The sequence below is a fragment of the Trichocoleus desertorum ATA4-8-CV12 genome, from assembly GCA_019358975.1.
Lineage (GTDB): Bacteria > Cyanobacteriota > Cyanobacteriia > FACHB-46 > FACHB-46 > Trichocoleus > Trichocoleus desertorum_A.
Map to the genome: position 1 here is coordinate 74,132 of JAHHIL010000007.1, position 15,522 is coordinate 89,653.

At 48.3% G+C, this 15,522-nt stretch carries 11 protein-coding genes; 8 read left to right on the forward strand and 3 right to left on the reverse strand.

From position 1 onward, the window contains the following. Positions 1 to 187: 187 nt before the first annotated feature. The 5 genes from KME12_08820 to KME12_08840 all read left to right on the forward strand — a co-directional run bounded on the left by KME12_08820 (position 188) and on the right by KME12_08840 (position 6,529). Positions 188 to 460 (forward strand): hypothetical protein, encoded by a 273-nt coding sequence (locus KME12_08820; GenBank protein MBW4487879.1) that lies wholly within the window; start codon positions 188 to 190, stop codon positions 458 to 460. Continuing rightward, complete coding sequence (locus tag KME12_08825) at positions 457 to 1,248, forward strand: tryptophan-rich sensory protein (protein ID MBW4487880.1); 792 nt, start codon at positions 457 to 459, stop codon at positions 1,246 to 1,248. The genes KME12_08820 and KME12_08825 overlap by 4 nt, the downstream gene beginning before the upstream one ends. A 165-nt stretch (positions 1,249 to 1,413) precedes the next feature. Then, on the forward strand, positions 1,414 to 1,959 hold the full coding sequence (locus KME12_08830; protein ID MBW4487881.1) for a response regulator: 546 nt from the start codon (positions 1,414 to 1,416) through the stop codon (positions 1,957 to 1,959). A gap of 75 nt (positions 1,960 to 2,034) precedes the next feature. Continuing rightward, complete coding sequence (locus KME12_08835) at positions 2,035 to 4,791, forward strand: PAS domain S-box protein (GenBank protein ID MBW4487882.1); 2,757 nt, start codon at positions 2,035 to 2,037, stop codon at positions 4,789 to 4,791. A gap of 397 nt (positions 4,792 to 5,188) precedes the next feature. Continuing rightward, positions 5,189 to 6,529, forward strand: a complete 1,341-nt coding sequence (locus tag KME12_08840) for a hybrid sensor histidine kinase/response regulator (protein MBW4487883.1) — start codon at positions 5,189 to 5,191, stop codon at positions 6,527 to 6,529. A gap of 39 nt (positions 6,530 to 6,568) precedes the next feature. Here the strand turns inward: KME12_08840 and KME12_08845 are convergent, their stop codons facing one another. Continuing rightward, positions 6,569 to 8,758 (reverse strand): HAMP domain-containing protein, encoded by a 2,190-nt coding sequence (locus KME12_08845; protein ID MBW4487884.1) that lies wholly within the window; start codon positions 8,756 to 8,758, stop codon positions 6,569 to 6,571. Positions 8,759 to 8,861: 103 nt separating this feature from the next. Further along, positions 8,862 to 9,740 (reverse strand): hypothetical protein, encoded by an 879-nt coding sequence (locus KME12_08850; GenBank protein ID MBW4487885.1) that lies wholly within the window; start codon positions 9,738 to 9,740, stop codon positions 8,862 to 8,864. A gap of 340 nt (positions 9,741 to 10,080) precedes the next feature. Between KME12_08850 and hppD the strand changes: the two genes are divergently transcribed. Genes hppD through KME12_08865 form a run of 3 tightly spaced genes read left to right on the forward strand, consistent with a single transcriptional unit; the run spans position 10,081 to position 13,288 of the window. After that, on the forward strand, positions 10,081 to 11,169 hold the full coding sequence (hppD, locus tag KME12_08855; protein MBW4487886.1) for a 4-hydroxyphenylpyruvate dioxygenase: 1,089 nt from the start codon (positions 10,081 to 10,083) through the stop codon (positions 11,167 to 11,169). Between the two features lie 6 nt (positions 11,170 to 11,175). Continuing rightward, on the forward strand, positions 11,176 to 12,333 hold the full coding sequence (locus KME12_08860) for a homogentisate 1,2-dioxygenase (protein ID MBW4487887.1): 1,158 nt from the start codon (positions 11,176 to 11,178) through the stop codon (positions 12,331 to 12,333). Positions 12,334 to 12,370: 37 nt separating this feature from the next. Then, positions 12,371 to 13,288, forward strand: a complete 918-nt coding sequence (locus KME12_08865) for a hypothetical protein (GenBank protein MBW4487888.1) — start codon at positions 12,371 to 12,373, stop codon at positions 13,286 to 13,288. 160 nt (positions 13,289 to 13,448) lie between these two features. Here KME12_08865 and KME12_08870 read toward each other — a convergent pair whose 3' ends face one another. After that, complete coding sequence (locus KME12_08870; protein MBW4487889.1) at positions 13,449 to 15,506, reverse strand: cupin-like domain-containing protein; 2,058 nt, start codon at positions 15,504 to 15,506, stop codon at positions 13,449 to 13,451. Between the last annotated feature and the right edge of the window lie 16 nt (positions 15,507 to 15,522).

Below are 15,522 nucleotides of genomic sequence, written 5' to 3' on the forward strand. Positions count from 1 at the left end.
TTGTCACCGAAAGATATAACAGCAATTCTGGAGCAATTTTGGGCACCATAACGCACTTAATGTCTGGGAACATCTAACTAGAGGGCGATCGTGATATGCCTAAAAACTATCCAACCAGTTCTCATCTGTGCCAACTCCCAACCTTAATTAATGCTGTTTAGACTGGAAGGAGGTGTTCACTAATTCTATGAGTAAGAACCCTTCGGACAACTCTCAGAGCGTCGCAGCCGAACTGATTGCGGATTTGAGACAAGAGAGTCAACTGGTTAATCTAATTATCCGAGGCTGTGTTGAGCTGCGTTGGGCGACAGGCCCGGAAGAACGAGACATCGCTACGGCTATCATCTACAATGCGTTTGAAACTTACGCCCTAGAGCGAGGCATGTCTCTAGAAGAAGCCGAGAAGTTTTGTGAGCAGCATTTGGAAGACCTTATTCAAAGTGTTCTGGCAGTTTTATGAAAGTGTCCCCACCAGAATCTCAAGCAGGATCGCGGGTTGGTATCGGTTTAGCGATCGCCACCCTTGTCGCCATTATTGCCACGTTGTTGGTAAATGCGCTCTCAAACTTTTTCCCGATCGCCGGATTAAATATTGGCGAGGTCGCTAATACCATCCTGGGCGGGGTGCAGATTACGCCCGCTAATTATGCCTTCGCCATCTGGGGCTTGATCTATATTGGCCTGATTGCTTACGGGGTATATCAGTTTGGCCCTGCCCAGCGTCAAGATCCTACTATTCGGCGGGTGGATACGCTGCTGATTGTCGCTTGCCTAGCGCAGATTGCTTGGGTTTATCTGTTTACGCTGCAACTATTCTGGCCTTCGGTCGTGGCTATGTTAGCCATTTTGCTGTCGTTAATCGGTGCCTACTTGCGATTAGGGATTGGTACAGGTCGAGTCCCACGCGATCGCCAGTGGTTTGCCCAGACCCCGTTTAGCGTCTATTTGGGTTGGATCTCGGTTGCCACGATCGTCAATGTGGCCTCAGCCCTGTACAGTTCGGGTTGGGACGGCTGGGGTTTGGGGGCTACTAGTTGGACGGTGGTGATGCTAGTAGTGGGAGCAATAATTGGGTCAATCGTCGCGGTGCAGCGGGCTGATGTGGCTTTTACGTCGGTGTTCATTTGGGCCTTTGTGGCGATCGCCCTGCGTCAAGTCGCGACTTCGGCCATTTTAGTAACCGCCCTTGGTGGAGCGATCGCGATGGCGGCGCTATTGCTGTGGAGTCGCAGCAAACACAAGGCCTAGAGCTTTAGAGCCTTTCGGGGGTCTAACTCAGCCTCTGATAGGGCAAGTAATAGGGCAAGTTCTGGGGCTAGTAATTCCCTCAAAAGGTAGTTTGTATATTGCCAAATCTAGACTAGAAGTGGAGGAGGAGTATTCACATCTACTAGAGAGCAATACGGGTTCAGAATGTATCAAATTGCGATCGTCGATGATAACGAGTCTTGGTGCTTCATCTTGGCAACTAGGCTGCGTCAACACCAGTATGCTGTGTCTACTTTTACAGATACAGATCTTTTTCTGCGTCAAGCTGACCAGTTTGATCTAGCTCTGATTGACTTTTCCATGCCGCCACGACGTTACCAAATAGATACAGATGGCCCTGATGTCATTCGCAAGCTCAAGCAGCGTTTGGACAATCCACCTTTGGTCATTTTAATTTCATCTTTTTTTACGGAAGATATTTTGAATGATGTGGCAGAGCTTGATTTGCAGGCAGATGCTTATTTGAGTAAAAGCGTGAAATCAGTAGACTTGCTTCAGCAGATTGAGCGCTTACTAGCAACACGGCGATCGCTGGCTAGAAATACAACTAAGGATGAAATCAACCCTAGCCGTCCATCTCATAAGAATGAAATCAACACCAACCATCCGTCTCAGCCCGCTCAGTATCTTGAATCTGATACTTCAAGCAGGCATCGGTCAAGTTTGAAGAATTTCTCTAGGAGCCACTAGTGGCCTGTCAATTTTTGGGAGAGACTGACTAAACTACTAGGTGTCTCTACGTCCCCTACAAAAAGGTTGGCAAAGGTGAGAGCAAAGCAGGTGCTGCTATCAGGCTACAGTGTTGCAGTCTTGGCTACACTGCTCACTCTACTATTGCGATTTTTGCTCGTACCGCTGCTGAATGATAATGCTCCTCTCCTAATTTTCATTCTGCCCGTGATGTTTAGCGCCTGGTACGGGGGGCTCAGGGCAGGTTTCTTAGCCACATCCTTATGCACTCTGGTAGGGACATACTTCTTTGTACAACCCCATTTCAGCTTTCCAGCCCTTGATGTTGCGAATAGCACGCGAGTAGCCATTTTTGTCTTTGAAGGCATCACCATTAGTTACCTGAATGAAGGCTTGCGTCAAGCTAAGCGACGAGCCGAGAAGACGATCGCCACCTTGACCGAAAGCGAAGAGAAATATCGCCTTTTGGTACAGGGTGTTCAGGACTATGCCATCTTTGGTTTAGACCCTCAAGGATACGTGACCAGTTGGAATAGCGGCGCGGAACTGCTCAAAGGATATCGCATTGCAGAAATTTTGGGACACCATTTTTCGACTTTTTATACCGAAGCGGATATTGCTGACGGCAAGCCTAACCAGGGGCTAGAGCAAGCGATCGCTACAGGGCACTTTCAAGACGAAGGTTGGCGCAGACGCAAAGATGGTTCTCTATTTTGGGCTAGCGTAGTGATTACGGCCCTCCGTGACCAGAATCAGCAATTGCGTGGTTTTTCTAAGGTTACTCGCGACATTACAGAACGCAAGCGCAGTGATCAAGTATTGCAAGAAAGCTACAACTTGCTAGAGCGAGTGGTTGAAGGAACCGCAGATTTGGTGTTTGTGAAAGATCGCCAGGGGCGATATCAATTAGTCAACTCTGCAACAGTGCGCGTCTTTAATAGGCCGAAGGCAGAAATTTTAGGGAGACCCGATACAGATTTAATCCCTTTAGAACAAGCGATCGCACTGCAAAAAGTCGATCGCTCTGTGATCGAAACGGGGATCTCGCAAACTTTGGAAGAACCTTTATCCGTAGCAGGTGAAACCCGCATATTTCTCACCCGCAAAGATCCTTACCGCGATGCTGAAGGAAACATCATTGGCGTGATTGGGGTGGCGCGGGATCTGACCGAGCGAATTCGGGCGGAGTTGATTCAGCGGGATCTGCTCAAAGATTTGTCTGATTTTAAGTTTGCTCTGGATCAAGCTGCAATTTTGGCGATTACAGATAGTCGAGGTGTGATCACAGAGGTCAATGAGCAGTTCTGTCAAATCTCGCAATTTAGCCGAGATGAACTCATTGGTCAAACTCATCACATTATCAACTCTGGCTATCACCCACCGGAGTTTTTTCGGCAACTTTGGTCCACCATTACTCAGGGAGAAGTTTGGCGCGGAGAGATTAAAAACCGAGCTAAAGATGGGACTTATTACTGGGTTGCCACCACTATTGTTCCTTTTTTAGATACAGCAGGCAAGCCATTCCAATATCTCGCTATTCGGTTTGACATCACAGCTCGGAAGCAAGCTGAAGCCCAACTGCGGCGATCGGTTCAGCGATTAGAAACTGTGCACCAGATTGACCAGGCAATTCTGAGATTGGAGACTCCAGCCGCTATCGCTCAGGCAGCTCTGTCTCACCTGACTGAAGTGGTGCCTGCTGATCAGTCTGCGGTGCTATTGTTTAACCTGGAAGCTAATCAACTGCACATTCTAGCGGGAGAAATTGCAAGTGATCGGGCTGGAACTGTGATGCCTATCAGCGATCGCTTGCCGATTGAAGCCGCACGCAACCGCAAGCCATTTTGGTATGTCCCAGACCTGGCAGATTTGCCTGAGCGCTGGGTTGGTTTAGAGCAAGTGCTGGCAGCTGGATACCATAGCTTTTTAGCCGTAGGTCTTAAAGTTGAGGGTGACTTTCTAGGAGATTTGCTCTTGGTGGCAAAGCCACGCGATGTCTTTAGCCTTGAAGATCAAGAAATTATCCGCGAAGTCGCCGACCAACTGGCGATCGCTCTGCAACAAGCCCGCTTGCGAGAACAACTACAGCGTTATACCAACCAATTAGAGCAACGAGTTGTCGAGCGCACTAAGGCTTTACAAGAAGCCATTGATGGCTTGGAAATCTTTACTTATTCCGCCTCGCATGATCTCCGAGCCCCTTTGCGGGCCATGCAGGGGTTATCTCAAGCGCTGTTAGAAGACTACGGCGATCGCCTAGACCCCACTGGACAGAAGTATGCCCAGGAGATTGCTGCTTCTGCGGAGCAAGCCAACCAACTCGTAAGCGATTTACTAGAATATGGGCGATTATCCCGCGCTCAGATTACACTGCAACCGCTCAGCCTTAGCGAATTAGTCACCAACCTGTTGGAACAGATGGATCATGAACTGCAAGCCCGACAAGTCCAGGTGAGCGTAGATCACCCCTTGCCAGAGGTCGTGGGGCATCGTCTGACCCTAATCCAGGCGATCGCCAACCTAATAAACAATGCGGTGAAATTTGTTCCCAAGGATAGACAGCCTCAGGTTCACCTTTGGGCAGAGTTGCATGCTGGGTGGGTACGCTTATGGATTGAAGATAATGGCATTGGTATTGCCCTAGAACATCAGGAGCAGATTTTTCAAGTCTTCGAGCGGCTGCATACGAGGCAGGCTTATCCCGGAACAGGCGTAGGACTGGCGATCGTTCGTAAAGGAGTGGAGCGGATGGGAGGCCACGTGGGCGTAGAGTCCGAGTTAGGTCAGGGTAGCCGTTTTTGGTTAGAACTACAGGCCACCTCAACCGCTTGAACCGAGTTGGTATGGGTTGATACTAAGAAATCTTTGGGGTGAGGGATTTTTCGGCTAAACCGTCTTAAGGCTAATTCCCAGCGTGCCTACTGACCCTGTAACCTGTTTTTATTCTTACATCAACCTCTTCCTAAATTCCTATTCCACCCCCGAAGTCGTCATGCTCCGTGTCCTGCTGATTGATGATAATCAGGGCGATCGCCTGCTCGCCATCCGCGAGTTGAAGAAAACATTTTCTGATGTACAGGTCAAAGAGGTAGGCGAGGCCAATGAGTTTGCTCAAGCTCTAGAGTTAGAGGAGTTTGAGCTAGTGATTACAGACTATCAATTGTGCTGGAGTACTGGCTTAGAGATTCTGCAAGCCGTCAAATTCCGTTATCCTCATTGCCCGGTAATCATGTTTACCAACAGTGGTTCTGAGGAAGTGGCGGTGCAGGGCATGAAGCAGGGGCTGAGTGACTATGTGCTGAAAGGCAAGCCACTGTATCGTCTGGCGATCGCAGTGCAAGAGAGCTTGGATAAAGAACAACTCCGCCGCGAGTATGAATCAGCCTTGCAGCAATTGAAACTTTCGGAAGAACGCTTTCGCCAACAAGCTAAAGAACTGGAAAAGGCAAATCAACTCAAAGATGAGTTTTTGGCTGTGCTTTCTCACGAATTGCGATCGCCTCTCAACCCGATTATTGGCTGGGTGCAAATGCTTCGCAGTGGCAAATTGGATGCTGCTAAGGTCAATTATGCTCTAGAGACCATTGAGCGCAACGCTCGGCTTCAGACTCAGTTAATTGAAGATCTCCTCGACATCTCTCGAATTCTGCGCGGCAAACTGCACCTAGATACCGCTCCGGTAGACTTAGTTCCTACTATTGAGGCAGCCTTAGAGAACATCCAGTTGGCCGCTGAAGCCAAGCAGATACAAATTACCACTCACTTAGAACCTCGTGGCAAATTCATTGCTGGAGATGCGGCTCGTCTTCAACAAATCCTGTGGAATTTGCTCTCCAATGCCATTAAGTTCACCCCGATCGGCGGTAGAGTCGAAGTCTGCCTCAGTTATATGGATCTGCAAGCTCAAATTACGGTCAAGGACACAGGCAAAGGGATTGATGCCGAATTTCTGCCCCATGTATTTGACTACTTTCGTCAAGCCGACAGTTCTACCACGCGCAACTTTGGGGGCTTAGGGTTGGGGTTGGCGATCGTGCGACACTTAACTGAAATACATGGGGGGACAGCGCAGGCAGCAAGCCCCGGAGAAGGACAAGGCGCAACTTTCACCATTACGTTACCTTTGCTCACGACCACTTCCGAAACCACTGGAGCCGTCATTCCAGTCGATCGCGCCTCAAATTTGCAAGGGGTAAAGGTATTGCTAGTAGATGACGAGCCAGACAACCTCGAACTCGCGACCTTTGTGCTAGAAGATGCGGGGGCAACAGTCATGGCAGTGCTTTCAGCGCGAGCAGCCTTAGCACTGTTACTAGAATTTCAGCCTGATGTCCTGGTTAGCGATATTGGTTTGCCCGAAATGGATGGGTATGCCTTGCTGCAAGCGGTCAAAGCCCTTACCTCCGAACTAGGCAAACCTCTCCCAGCCATTGCTCTTACCGCTTATGCCGGAGAAGTGAATCAGCAACAGGCGATCGCCGCTGGGTTTCAGGTACATTTGTCTAAACCGATTGATCCGGTGGAGTTGATTGTCGCGATCGCTAGCCTTTCGCAACCAAACAACAGCTAAATGGCAGCTACAGACTGAGTGAACGCCGAGCTTCTAACGTTACCTTTGGCATTTTCGGGGAATCTGAATCACAAACTCGGTTCCCTGACCTGGTTGAGATAAACAGGCTAATTTGCCGCGATGCTTCTCGGTAATGATCTGATAGCTGATCGACATCCCCATGCCTGTGCCCTTACCGACAGGCTTGGTGGTGAAGAATGGATTGAAGATCTGTCGCTGGACCTCTTTGCTCATTCCGGGGCCGTTGTCTGCGATCGCCACTTCGATCCACTGTTCGTTTATCACCGCCGTCCGGATCGTAATCTGTCCCGGTTGAGCTTGCATCTCTTGATACGTGCGTTTAGCGTTGAAGTCTTCTAGGGCGTCAATCGCGTTCACCAAGATATTCATAAAGACTTGATTGAGCTGCCCTGCATAGCACTCTACTAGGGGCAACTGAGCGTATTCTTTGACCACAGCAATTTCGGGCCGTTCGGGTCGGGCTTTGAGGCGATGTTGCAGAATCATCAAGGTGCTGTCTAGACCCTCATGCAGGTTGACTGGCTTGATCTCAGATTCATCCATGCGCGAGAAGTTTCGCAACGACAATACAATTTGACGGATGCGATCGCTGCCCACTTTCATCGAAGCGAGCATTTTGGGCAAGTCTTCCTGCATGAACTCTAGGTCAATTTCTTCAGCCTCGGCTTGAATACTGGGTTCAGGGTCGGGGTAATGTTCCTGATACAGATGCACGAACCCTAGTAAGTCCTGCGTATAGTCCTGGACATGAACCAAATTGCCATGAATAAAGTTGATTGGATTGTTGATTTCATGGGCCACCCCTGCCACGAGTTGCCCTAGGCTCGACATCTTTTCACTTTGCACCACTTGGGCTTGGGTGCGTTGCAACTCACTCAAAGTAGTTTTGAGTTCAACAGTACGGACTTCAACTCGGTTCTCCAATTCCTCATTGCTCTGGGCGAGAGCTGTGAAGGATTCGCGCAGTTGGCCCGCCATGTAGTTGAAGGAGTTAGCCAGGGTATTCAGTTCTTGAATCCTACTCTCTTCTACGGTCTGGTCTAAGTTGCCTGCCGCCATGCCTTCACTAGCACTGCTGAGCCGCAGAATGGGACGGGTAATCCACCGAGAGGTAAAAATGCCCAGAACTGAAGCCACAACCAAAGCACCCAAGCACAGCCAAATGGTGGTGTGAGTATTAGCATTAATTTGGGCCATGAATGCGTTCTCAGGCACGCTTACCACCACTAGCCAGTCCAGGCCGTACGAGTCACGCCAGGGAGCAACTTGCACATACTGTGTCTCTCCCTGCAAGTTAAGCTTAATTTTCTCAGCGGTTGTAATGCTGTGAAAATCACCAAATTTTTGTTGCAGTTGTTGGGTGATTCCTTGCACAATTGGATTCGGGCTGGCGATCGCCTGGATGCGCTTGATTTCGTCCTTAACAATGGCAAAAGGCTGCTCAGGAGCTGAATTGGCAATCAAGGTGCCGTTACGGTCTAGGATAAATACCTGACCAGAGCGACCGACATCCGACTGCTGGAGAAACTCACTTAGCTTCAGTAGATGAATATCAACTGCAACAATTCCTAGGAGGCGATTTTGGACATCATAGATCGGTCTTCCCGCTGAAGCCACCACGTAGGGATGGTTGGGATAGTTCCAAGTGTAGATGCGAGACCAAATTGGTTTCTTGGCGGCAATTGGCTCGGTATACCAAGTTTGTTGGAAATTATTCCAGGTATAAACAGTCTTAACTTCAGTTCGATTACCCTTGTCGTCTGTGGCATAGGTGGAAAGATTGTTGGCAGATTGGGCACTCCAGTCATCAACTGTGACGGTTTTGCCATCGTAGCGGCCTGCTCCCGCCCCCTCGCCTGTAACCAAGCCAATACCAATGTAGCTGAGGTCGTAGGCTTGCATCTGCCGCCAAAAGAACTTGGCGACTGTTTGGCGATCGCGCACATCGAGCAATCCCATCTGGATCGCGTCCGCATTGATTTGAAGCACCTTATGCGGAATAGATAAATAGGCGTCCAAATGTTGATCCACGGAACTGCCAGTTCGCTCCATTAGCTGATCAGCTAGCTCGTTGACTGCTTTTTGACCATTCTTAAATGACAGATAACCGACTAAGCCGACTGCCCCAAAAATTTGTAAAACGAAGGGAACAATAAGCACTAGCTGCAAGGGAAGAGCTTGAACTCTGTTGGATTTCCGCGTCTTCATAGGTGCAATTACGGCTCAGCCTGATATCGGTTTAAACCCATAATTCCCACTCAAGATTTATTTTGTCTAAGCCATTTATCGGAGATTTCTACCTCTGCCTCTTCTACTCCCGTCTCAGCAACTGCATTTCTCGTAAGCCCGCGATCGGCTCAGTAAAGGAGCAGGAGCCAAAGGAACGGAACATTTGTTTACGGGCAGTGGTTAGTTCTAGCAGGCTGAGCTGGTGTTGGTTCCAGCTAATAGCGTGATCTGTTAGTAGAAACTGATTCGCTATCTTTTCTCGTAGCAAGCTTAAAGCCTCTTGTGCGGTAATCTTTTGCCAGTAGACTAAGGCTGAAGCTAGGGCCACGTTCAAGAAACCAGGCATGGCTGCAACCTCGCTCTCTGGCTCGTAAGTTAAGGGGTAGCTACCAGGTAGGGGGTGATGCAGACCCGCAGTCGCCTTAAAAGAGACTTGAGCTTGAGCACAGGCAAAGATAAACTCACAGAGCTGGATTGTACTAGGAAAGGCAGCCGCAGTCACTCCGCCAGTCCGAATTTTGGCAGAGGCTTTTTGGTCGCGTAAGAGGGCTAGGTAGGGAGTTAAATCCTGATCGAGAGGAATTTCAAAGAACGTTTCTACTGGTAGCGGCAGATCGAGAGCTGCGATTTTGTCGGGTGTGAGGGGCGGGAACTCTAGGGCTTGTACAGCGATCGCCTGATGGCTGGTATTTAGCGATCGCACCTGTTCCAGCGCAGCACCAACATCATCAGAAATAATGAGGCTGAGCGGCCACTTTTGGCAGGGAAAGGTGGGTAGTAGCGTCACAAAGTCTGCGAGACGTGAGGCAGGCAAGATAAAGCGACCCAGCATCCAAGCGTGAGGAGAAGCTTGGTATTGCACATAGTTCGCCATCGCGGTTTGCAGACTTAGCTGGGCGGGTGGAAAGAGACCTGCATAATCGACGATCGCGGAGAACAGAGCGTTGATTGGTGCCAGCATCTTTACCTCAAGTAGGAGTTGTCTTCGAGGTAGTGGAAACATCCGTACTCAACTCAATTAATTTGTTAAAAATTAACCCTTGAGACGGACTAAAAATAAAATCTATAATTCTACTATAGAGTTAGTAGCAGTTAAGCTGCACACCACAGAACCCCTCTCAGGATGAGTCTGTATTCTGACGCTGCATTGATAGAAAAGTATCTCCGATTGAAGTAGTGAGATTGCCCCAGGAAAAAAGGTGGATAAGATCGAGCACTTCAACCTGGAAAAATCATGAGTTTTGCGTGAGGAGTGGGGAGCGGTGCACTGCGGCAGAGGCGGCTGGTCAGGAGGAATCCCCATGCATGATATTTGCCCGATTAAAAGATTTGATCACCTAGAGTTCTACGTGGGCAATGCCAAGCAGGCAGCGCTCTTTTATGCCAATTGTTTTGGTTTTACCAATACTGCTTATTGTGGATTAAATACTGGTAGCCGCGAAATTACTTCTTATGTGATGGAGCAAGGAGAGATCCGATTGGTCTTGAGTAGCGCTCTCCATCCAGACCATGCGATCGCCCAAAGCGTTCTAAAACATGGGGATAGTGTAGCCGTAATTGCTTTAGAAGTACCCGATGCAGAAAAGGCTATCTGGGAAACGACCTCACGCGGAGCCAGAGAAGCGATCGCACTGACCGAAGACCAAGATGCCAATGGCGTATTTCGTTATGCTGCTATTCATGTCTACGGAGATACGCTAATTAAGTTTATAGAGCGCAGCCAGTACCAAGGCTTTGCTCCTGGTTTTGTCAGGCGTGAGGATAGTCAGCATCAGATTAGTGCAGGACTCGCCACCATTGATCATGTGGTTGCCAACGTTGAATACGGCGCGATGGATCGTTGGGTGCAGTTCTTCCAAGAGACGCTGGGCTTTGAGTTATTGATGCACTTTGATGACCAAGCGATTTCTACAGAATATTCTGCCTTAATGTCAAAAGTGATGCGCGATCGCACAGGCAAAATTAAGCTACCAATCAATGAACCCGCCTATGGCAAACGTAAATCGCAGATTGATGAGTTCCTAGAATATCATCATGGCCCTGGCATTCAGCATATTGCCCTCTCCACGCCCAACATCATTGAGACAGTCACCCAACTCAAGCGTTCTGGGGTTGCGTTTCTGCAAACTCCCGCTACCTATTACCAAAACTTAGCCGCTCGTGTCGGTACTTTAGAAGAACCAATTGAACAACTCGCCAACCTTGGCATCCTGATCGATCGTGATTCTGAAGGCTATCTCCTCCAAATCTTCACCCAACCTGTCCAAGACCGCCCCACCCTATTTTTTGAAATCATCCAACGGCACGGAGCCCAAGGATTCGGGGAAGGCAACTTTAAAGCACTGTTTGAAGCGATCGAACGAGAACAGGCATTGAGGGGAAATCTTTGAAACGTTATGACTTACTACTATAAATTAGGCACAGTTCCCCATAAACGGCACACGCAGTTTCGTCAACCGGATGGTTCGCTGTATCACGAGGAGTTGATTAGCGTTCAAGGGTTTTCGGGGGTGCAATCTTTGTTGTATCACTTGCGGCCACCGACACAGGTTTATAAGGTGTTGTCTCATCAAGACACCCAAATTCTCTATGAGGAGTCTAGTGCTTTGCGGCATCGGCATCTACGCACGGCAACGGTAGCAGCGGGAGGAGATGCGATCGCGGCTCGAATTCCTTTATTGGCGAATGCTGATGTCTGTATTTCGGTGGCTCGACCGACAGAGCCGATGGCTTACTGGTACCGCTTTGCTCACGGAGATGAAGTGATCTTTATTCACCAAGGTACAGGGATATTGGAGAGCCAGTATGGTCTGTTGCACTATCGCCCCGGAGACTATTTAGTCATCCCGACGGGAGTGCTGTGGCGAATTCTGCCAGATGTAGGGAGTGAGCAACGGATGCTGGCGATCGAAGCTCAGGGACATATCGAACCACCCCAACGCTATCTCAACCGCTACGGGCAGTTTCTGGAACATGCACCTTACTGTGAACGGGACATTCGCCCACCTCAGGATCTAGTCGCCCATGATGAAGCAGGTGAGTTTGAAGTTCAGATCAAAGCGCATGGTTGTATTACACACTATCTTTATCACTACCATCTGTTGGATGTGGTGGGATGGGATGGTCATCTGTATCCCTATGCCTTAAATATCGAAGACTTTGAACCGATTACGGGACGAGTGCATCAGCCACCCCCTGTGCATCAAACTTTTGCGGCGGCTGGATTTGTGATTTGTTCTTTTGTACCACGCTTGTTTGACTATCACCCACTCGCCATTCCTGCGCCCTACAATCACTCCAATGTCGATTCAGATGAGGTGCTTTACTATGCTGCGGGCAACTTCATGTCGCGGCGAGGCATTGAGGAATCTTCTATCACTGTGCATCCCAGCGGTATTCCCCACGGTCCTCATCCAGGGATGTATGAGGGCTCGATTGGTAAAGATCACACCGATGAGCTAGCCGTGATGATTGACACGTTTCGACCCCTCAAACTCACTGCTCAGGCGACTCACTTAGAAGACCCCAATTATCTCTACAGTTGGAGTGCTTAATCTTTAGTTTTTCTCTCTCTTCAGGAGAACTCCAATCATGACTACGGTTCTCAACTCGTCTACTCGTTTTCCTCTCTCTGCTCGGATTCAGGAACGTTTGCAACAGGGCCAACTCACTCAGGAGCAAGTGAACGAGTTCCAAGCTTTTCTCGCTGAGATCGATCGCCACTTTCTCCAACATCGCATCATCATCCATAATGCCTACACTCATTGGTTTCAACTGGGTGAGGCGACAGATCCTGAGTTACGACATTTTATCAAGCAATTTTCGGTTTTCTCGAATCAATTCCTTATTGCAGCGCTGCAAAAAGAGATTAATGCACCCACACTTCAGCAGTCCCGCGCTAGCCGAGAAATTCTCTTGAATGAACTGGGCGTGATCTACCGTAAGCCTGGGCAGGCGATCGCAACTCAGCCATCTTTAACCGAGGCAGACAAAGACCGAGAAGGCGATCCAGAACTGGTTGGTACAGAGGGGACTGTAGATGGGGGAATTTGTCGCTTCCGGGCGGCTCATTTTGAGTGGTTGGTGAAAGTTGCCTCCAGTTTAGGACTGGATTTTTCTCATATTGGTAAGCGCAAGCATGGCACAGCAGCAACCCTACATTTTTGTGATGAATTGATTCGACTTTATGGCAGTGATGACCCTCAAATCGCTGAGGGGGCGAGCTTTGCAGTAGAGCATTGGGCAGCGGCGGGCTTTTGGCAAGAATTAGAAAATGGTTTAACGCGGATCAAGCAAACTCGGCATCCCCAACTCCCGCTAGCCTTCTTTACCTGGCACAACCGCGTAGAAGCTCAACATGCGGGACATACACTAGAAGAGATTGAGGATGTTTACTTCAGCTCTGATTTTGATCCAGTCAAATTTTTTCAAGGAGGTCGAGAGATACTGGAGGCGATCGCAGTCTTTTGGGCTGGCTTAGAGCGCGATCGCCTGAATCCTATGACCTGAATCATATTAACGAATAGTATCCTTTTCTCAAATGCTTATCAAGGATTCATTTTCTGGAAACGCTTGGGCATGGTCTTTGGCATCATCACTTTTTTAGGGACTGAGCCAGCAGCTTGAGCTAGGTGCTTGAACTAGTCGTTTGAATGGGGCGATCGCTAACCTAGAAGATAGTTTTGAGCAGTAGATCATCCATTAACTGGTGATCTACTAAATATTTGACGATTGCGTGTCCTGACTCTTCAAATGCTCGAATTTTGCAATTCGGCAAGACACTAAAGCGGCTAGCATGCAAGTCGTCTAAATTCACAGTTCCAGGTGTTTCTGGATCTGGTTTTTTACCGTAAAAGATGTGTATGTCAGAAGTATGGGAAGAAGTCTGACAGAGTGTAGGTAGGTCAAAGTAACGAACGGTAGGGGGATTCGCCTCCAGTGCTTCCATAATAGAAAGCCAGCGAGTATCTCCCATTGCGATCGCTTGAGCAGAGTCTAGGCAAGATAGAGGACCAAAAGCAATGATTTGAGCAACATCCAGTAGTTGTCCAAACATAATGGCCGCATACCCACCCATCGACTGCCCAATTGTAATGACTTTACTGGGGGCAATTTGATCAATAAGCTGTTTCAGGCTATTTACAACTTCGTCAACTGTTTTACCTAGCCCTGGTATACCGTACTGATACCAACTATTGGACAAATCACGCACCAGAATCCGGTTGATAGGTTTGTTGGCTAGTTGGGATAACGTTTTAGTTCTGCCGTAAAAGTCAAACTGAGGAGGACTATCCCAAGAGACAAAGCCAAAAGAAATGATTAAAGGTTCATCGGAAAAGATCTCATCTACTAAGTAGGAAGCATTGGTGCTCTCAACCATCTCGTTGGTGAGGGGGCCTTGATTCATTCTTGTATTAGATTGCTGAGTCAGTATAGCTAGTTGGCCTGACTCTATCTGGTTACTTTGGGTCTCTTGGCTCGTTGAAGAAATATTTGTAGATAAAGTGATATGGGGGTTTTGGTGTGAATATGTGTTGGGGAAGATGAGATTGGTAAATGACAGCGAGATGCTAACATCTAGCCCTTTAACTTGGTGCCACCATCCGACTGGTACGAAAATTACTTCTCCAGGTTCTAGTACTGTTTCAATGATCTGAACATCTTTAAAGAGTGGATACTTTTCATAATCTATATTTTCTAAATCTACACGGCTGAAGACACCAATATCGTTGTAAACCAAGGGAGTGGCAGCAGGTGAAATTAGCCGCCAGCGCTTGCGTCCATATACTTGAGCCATCATCAAGTTCATTGGGTCGTGGTGCAGTGGAGTAACGGTACCTGCTGGCCCAAACCAAAAGAAGACAGACCCTTTCGTGCTTGCAGGATTAAGCAGTTCAGGAAACATGATGAAGTCATTAAATAGACTCTTGAGGTCTTCTCGCTCTAAATTGCCATTGTTGGCCACCATATAGTAGTCGTTACTTTCCCCGCCCTCAACCACCATGTCTGCATATTCGCTGAGCTTGATTGTCCGCTTATATTGATTGGTATTAATTTCGTAGTTGGGATCTAAGCTACGACCAAATTGGATCTGTACTTCCGCTTGACCATAATTTGTCTTTAAAAATTCAGGAGTCCAGGAGGAAAGTGCAGGCCAATCCGCCATCATGCCTGTCAAAATAACAGGTGTATTGGTTGCGTAATATTTTGCTAAAAATTCTTCTCTAGAGATGCGATCGCGCCGTTCAATCGTACCAAAATTGGGAGATAGCTCTGTGAGTTGTCGCTGAATCGTCAGAATAGACTCTAGTTTACGTAGGCGTTGCAGTGTTTCACTTTCTGTTTGAAAAGTTTTTTCGGCTGTAATATAGCTGACTGCCTGAGTTGCCAGGGCTGCATCAATTCCTTCGCGAACCATTGTCTCAACTAAGACAGAATCTGGGACTTGGCGAAGCTTGTTCTCAATGATCCACTGTTTCCAGGGTTCAGAGAGATTTAAGCCCGATGAATCTGCCTGACTTGCTGAGGATGTCTGTGGGGTTGCCTTTTGTTGTTCTAGTTCCAAAATTTTGGCAGCAAGACTCAACCGTTCTTGTACGGAGAGCCGTTCACTGGTGAGCATTGCTTCCAATGTCTCTACCGCTTTCTCAACTAAGTTGTTAAATTTTGGTGATTGAGCGATCGCATTGGGGTCAATGTTCAGTGCTAGCGGCTTTTCCACAAACATTGTTGAGGCTCCTGGC

What these genes read in the sequence shown, in the direction of transcription:
- KME12_08820 (MBW4487879.1), top strand. Translation starts at nt 188, where the DNA reads ATGAGTAAGAACCCTTCGGACAACTCTCAGAGCGTCGCAGCCGAACTG.
- KME12_08825 (MBW4487880.1), top strand. Translation starts at nt 457, where the DNA reads ATGAAAGTGTCCCCACCAGAATCTCAAGCAGGATCGCGGGTTGGTATC.
- KME12_08830 (MBW4487881.1), top strand. Translation starts at nt 1,414, where the DNA reads ATGTATCAAATTGCGATCGTCGATGATAACGAGTCTTGGTGCTTCATC.
- KME12_08840 (MBW4487883.1), top strand. Translation starts at nt 5,189, where the DNA reads ATGTTTACCAACAGTGGTTCTGAGGAAGTGGCGGTGCAGGGCATGAAG.
- KME12_08845 (MBW4487884.1), bottom strand. Translation starts at nt 8,758, where the DNA reads ATGAAGACGCGGAAATCCAACAGAGTTCAAGCTCTTCCCTTGCAGCTA.
- KME12_08850 (MBW4487885.1), bottom strand. Translation starts at nt 9,740, where the DNA reads ATGCTGGCACCAATCAACGCTCTGTTCTCCGCGATCGTCGATTATGCA.
- hppD (MBW4487886.1), top strand. Translation starts at nt 10,081, where the DNA reads ATGCATGATATTTGCCCGATTAAAAGATTTGATCACCTAGAGTTCTAC.
- KME12_08860 (MBW4487887.1), top strand. Translation starts at nt 11,176, where the DNA reads ATGACTTACTACTATAAATTAGGCACAGTTCCCCATAAACGGCACACG.
- KME12_08865 (MBW4487888.1), top strand. Translation starts at nt 12,371, where the DNA reads ATGACTACGGTTCTCAACTCGTCTACTCGTTTTCCTCTCTCTGCTCGG.
- KME12_08870 (MBW4487889.1), bottom strand. Translation starts at nt 15,506, where the DNA reads ATGTTTGTGGAAAAGCCGCTAGCACTGAACATTGACCCCAATGCGATC.